At 27.0% G+C, this 4099-nt stretch carries 3 protein-coding genes; 1 reads left to right on the forward strand and 2 read right to left on the reverse strand.

Annotation, left to right across the window (positions count from 1 at the left end; all coding sequences use genetic code 11):
• Nucleotides 1-2059: 2059 nt before the first annotated feature.
• Nucleotides 2060-2728 carry a hypothetical protein gene (locus tag ACJAX4_RS22425; protein WP_435791663.1) on the reverse strand — a complete coding sequence of 223 codons (669 nt, stop codon included), beginning with the start codon at nucleotides 2726-2728 and terminating at the stop codon, nucleotides 2060-2062.
• 239 nt (nucleotides 2729-2967) lie between these two features.
• On the opposite strand from ACJAX4_RS22425, the gene ACJAX4_RS22430 reads away from it, so the two are divergent.
• On the forward strand, nucleotides 2968-3456 hold the full coding sequence (locus ACJAX4_RS22430) for a hypothetical protein (RefSeq protein WP_435791664.1): 489 nt from the start codon (nucleotides 2968-2970) through the stop codon (nucleotides 3454-3456).
• A 21-nt stretch (nucleotides 3457-3477) separates the two neighbouring features.
• Here the strand turns inward: ACJAX4_RS22430 and ACJAX4_RS22435 are convergent.
• A partial coding sequence (locus tag ACJAX4_RS22435) for a DUF4367 domain-containing protein (RefSeq protein ID WP_435791665.1) occupies nucleotides 3478-4099 on the reverse strand: 622 nt, incomplete at its 5' end.

A 4099-nucleotide genomic window follows, 5' to 3' on the forward strand; every position in this document is an offset into this window, starting at 1 on the left:
TTAAATTTCTAAAATGCCCGGTTCCAACATCAAGAATTTTATCTTTAATATTCAATTCATTAAAATATCTTTTAAGAAATAATAAATTATAATTTGAATAATGATTTCTTAGGTGATTATTTATATTTTTAGCCATTATTAACCTTCTTTTTTAATTTGAATTTTAGCATTGCACTCGGGGATAAGGGAGTTATTTTCAGACTCAATTTATTGAGCTTGCTTTTCAGTATGAAAAGTCTTAAAATGGTAATGGGAGTGCGTAGCCGACCTATTACATCTCTTAAACCCGAGTGCGTAACGACGTGATATCATGTCGCGAAGTATATATTGTTGGTGTTACTATGTTTTATTTATTAATTGTACATGTAAATTTAATATATTCGTACTAAAATTCCTAATTAAATTATGCTTACATACATAATTATATACTATAAATCCATAAAATGCTATATATTTGTGTATTTAAGAACAATAAGATAACCAGGGTGTAAACACCCTGGTTATCAATGCAATAGTATATAATTAATGTTTGTTTTCACGACTTCTAGGGCTGATATCAATAACAATTAAGAACGAGATAAAAGACTAAATAAATACCATAGTATGGTCTGAGATAATACTACATAGTCCAATATAATATACATTAGTATCGTTATATATTATCAAAGCCAGTCATACCAATGACTAGCAAATAAAATCTTTTTAGTAATACTCAGTATTACCGGGTATTACTGAGTATTACTCTATTAGAATTTCATATTAAGGTGCTAGTACCTAGCACCTATTCTTATCGTCTACCAACGTCCATATGTGATACTTTTGAAATAAAACAAAATAGATCTAAGTAAATATAGCTCTTTGCTTAGATCTAATAAAGATTATAAAATTTCTATTAGTGTCACATATGAACGTGGGTAAATAAACATATAATTAATCTTATGTAAGATATTCTTATACAAATTAGGACACTATTAATGTTTACATTAATAGTAATACAGAGTAGTTATAATGTTAATTTAATGAATAACTACATTTTCATTAACGTACGAAATATAATTTTCGCTGACACTATCCCTATTATATTAATTTCTATTAGTGTCACATATGAACGTGGGTAAATAAACATATAATTAATCTTATGTAAACTATTCTTATACAAATTAGGACACTATTAATGTTTATATTAATAGTAATACAGAGTAGTTTTTAGTGGTATAAAATTAGTTTAATGCTACCCACAACCATTCAAGATAACATTTTTTATGTTGAATAGTTGTTGTAACATTATTAACCAGAGAATTCAAATAGGGTGTTTTTGCATATCCCCCCGAAAAGGTGGAATAAGGATTATTTTAAAAAGTACATTTTGTGACATGGTCTTTAATCGTTGATTTTATGTGTCATAAGTACATCTTGTTTAGTTCTGACATGTTTCAAATGATTACTACATATTTTGAAAGACCCAAATAGGCAATCATGCTGTAACTGGCTAAATTTCAGACAATATCAAGTGAGTAATTTGCCTAATCCCCCTTTTCGGGGGAGATGGGCAAAAACACCCTAATAGTTAAAAGTACTTATTAATGAATATAAAACTTACTATTATTACCAAAAACAAGATGTAATATCCTAATTTACTTTTTTTTACAATTAGTTCTATTAACCCAATATCAAAAAGTATTAATATTAGAAGTATACTAGTTATAATAGAAATATAGTTGTTTAAAGGTTGAAATATAATTTTATACAAATTGATAAGAACAACTATTATTGCGGGAAAAATAATACCTATTATCTCACTTGGTGATTTCTTGCGTTTAAAGTTCAAGATAAATTAACCTCCTCTTAAAAATTATGAATGGAATAAAGCCACTCTTTCAATCAAATAAATGATTATTTTTATTAGTTTATACTCAACTCATTATAACTCTTTTGAGATTTAGTTATTTATAATTTCTTTATACTTTTGCAATCTGAATATGTTTTAACCTAATATTTTCAGATTGCAAAAGTAGTTAGACAAAAATAAAAAATGCTTTAATTTATAAGATATATCAATCTAAATGTTATAAGGAAGATCTTTGGTAATATGATCCGTATCACCGAATTGCTGTCCATTCCAATAATAATGTGCAATAATTCTATGCCAAAATCTAATACCATCATCGGCTCTATATTCACTAGAAGAAACAGTCATAGTTCCGTAAAAGGGTGACGTAGCAATAATAGCAGCAATACCTACTCCAGTAGCTACCATAAACTTTCTTATCATACTATCAGCAGATGAAAAACTCATTGAAAGTGCAGCAGCCAACAAAGCGGCACCCACAGCAACAGTTTTATTTTGAAGACTAAAAGTATAGTTTCTCGTTCGCAGATAAGTCCACATAAGATTTGCAGAAGTACTTGAGATCATATTGGTAGTATTACTTTTGCTTTCCATTAATGGTGCACTAACTATTACATCCTGTTTAACATTATTCAGTGTAACTGTATTATCTATTGGATTATATTCTACAATATCGGTTTTAAATTCACTTTCGACAATAATTTTTCTTGAATGATTCTTATATGTTAGATCTTTAATTTTAATTCCATTCTCTTTTGTGTAGTTTTTTTGTATAAGAATATTTTTATCTACTTTTTTAGAATTTTGATTTTGTTCAACATTGATTTTTGGGAACTGTTCAGTAGTTGTTGATGCAAAAGCAACATTGCTTCCTACCATACATAACAGCAAACTTAATGAAATTATTTTTTTATCCATAATTCAAACCCATCCTTTATTTATATTTTTATAGACATGAAATATACAACATTATCTATGTATAAGTGATCACTTATATATATTAGATAAAGTTATTTCAAAAAAGTTTCACATTTTTTGAAACTTTTTTAATTTTTTTTTATCTAACCTATATAAAACATTTAGAAAAATCTAAAGATGTTTATACGGAGGGGAAATTTATGAAAAAAATATTATCAATTTTAACTTGTGCTGTTTTAATTACTGGACTTATGTCTTCAAACGCTTTTGCAGTTTCTAATAATGATATCCCAGATAAAAAGATGAGCCAAAGTGAGATGTTTTATTCTAATGACAAATATAACTTCAATATTGACATTCAAAAGACAACTAGTGATTATTTTGTTAATTGGGGAGCTTCTATTACTCAGTCAAATACAGGATATATTAGAGCACAAGGATTAACAGAAAGTTATATGAATGTAGGCACTATAGGGTACACATTGTATGTTGAAAAGTATGTAAATGGATATTGGAATACAATTAAGACATTCTCATATAGTTTAAACAATACTGATCAAGCTAAAGCTTATCATAGTTTAGCAGTAGCATCTTACAGTTATTATAGAGTTAGAAGTACAAACTATATAGTAAATAACGGAGTAACAACATCTAAAACATCAATAACTAATTCAATATATATAAATTAAAATAAAGCCCTAAAATGGGCTTTATTTTAATAATCCAATTATTCTTTTCATTTGAATATCTGTAAAATCATATGGCATAAGTACTTCATTCTTTGTATTGTTATCAAACCAAAGCATCGTTTTAAAGTTTTTATCATCCGTAGCAAAATTTATTTTTAAGTTATCGATAATTATATCCTCAGTCCGGAGGTTTGAACTCATAGAAATTGTTTCTGATCCATTTTCAGATATAGTGTTTTGATTAATTCGAATTATTTTCCCTGTACTATTTGTATAAATTTGCTTAACACTAAAAAGATCTCCCATAGCTTTTACAAGTTTAACTGTTTTTAATTTATACCCATCAGGTATATACTTGGGTACCAAAAGTTTAAAGGGAACCTCTTTTTTAGCCTCATCTATTGTTACTAACTTTTCTATCTGATCTGCACTATCATTTGATTTTAATACACTACTATTTGAATTTTTATTTAAACCATCATCATTTGTACTAAACTTAATATCTCTAGTATTTCCTCTTAACTCCTCAAATTTTTTCATAATGTTAAATTTAAAAGCAGTTACCTTTGGAATTGATGAGATAAATGTTGAAATAATTATAACCAATGTAAAACCAGCCACCAATGCTAGTTTTTTTGTTATA

The organism is Clostridium sp. (assembly GCF_051278035.1).
Taxonomy (GTDB): domain Bacteria; phylum Bacillota; class Clostridia; order Clostridiales; family Clostridiaceae; genus Clostridium_AD.